This is a genomic window from Helicobacter sp. 23-1045, assembly GCF_053654655.1.
This window is the reverse complement of record NZ_JBSIUR010000027.1, coordinates 1-932: the sequence shown is the minus strand read 5'-3', so window position 1 is coordinate 932 and position 932 is coordinate 1. Positions and strand designations below refer to the sequence as shown.

1 protein-coding gene is annotated in these 932 nt (G+C 39.3%); it reads right to left on the bottom strand.

The features are described 5' to 3' along the window. A partial coding sequence (locus tag ACWIUE_RS11880; RefSeq protein ID WP_454137001.1) for a hypothetical protein occupies window positions 1–932 on the bottom strand: 932 nt, incomplete at both ends.

Genomic DNA, 932 nt, shown 5'->3' with positions numbered 1-932 from the left:
ACAAAATCCAAAGTGCGCTGAAACTGCACGCCCTGCGCTTTTAAATCCACCATTTTGTAAATGCCATTTGGCAGATTCTGCGAAAAAAAGAGAAAAATCCCACAAATTAGGCAAATTTTCACAAAAAGATTTTTCCAATATTTGCGCCCAAAATAAAGCAGTGGCGGGATTCCAAACACATAGCAGGGCAAAAGATAGTATGGCGCGGACATTTTTAGCACCATAAATGCCAAAAAATACGCAAGAGACGCCGCCAAACAGCTATCATAAAACGCCTCAATTTCCGCATTTTTAAACGCCACCAAAAAAGCACGCCACGCAAAAAGTCCGCAAATGCCAAAAAAGATTATGCCATCATTTAAAACAAGTGCCATAAAATCGCTAAAAATCATCGCATTTTGCTTGTAATAATACAGCGGATTAAACGACATACGCACGAGAATGACATACAAAAGCGCATAAATTAGGGCAGAAGCGATAATATAAAGCGCAAATTTTTGTATATCTTTTTTGCGATTTTGCCCCCGATTTTGTAGTGTATAAAGCAATAAAATCGCCCCAAAGGCAAGTGCGGCAAGGAAAGTCGGCTCTTTGTAATAAAGCGCGATATTTAGCGTAATGATGGCAAAAAGCTGATTTTTTGGCGTGGGATTTTGCAGGGTGCGGAGGGCAAAAAGCATAAATAGCGCAATCCAAACAATCTGCACTTTTTCAAAATAGCAAATGCCAAAAAAGACGATGACAAATGCCGTGCTAAGCGATAAAAGCGCGATTATAGCGGTGCGAAATGGGAGACTTAAAATCCCTAAAATCCTCAAATAAATCACGCAAAAAATCACAAATAAAAGCGCGTTAAAGACAAAAAACAAATATGGCGAAGTTGAGATTTGCATTAAAAGCAATAATTCAAGCAAGGCAAACGGCGCGAAACG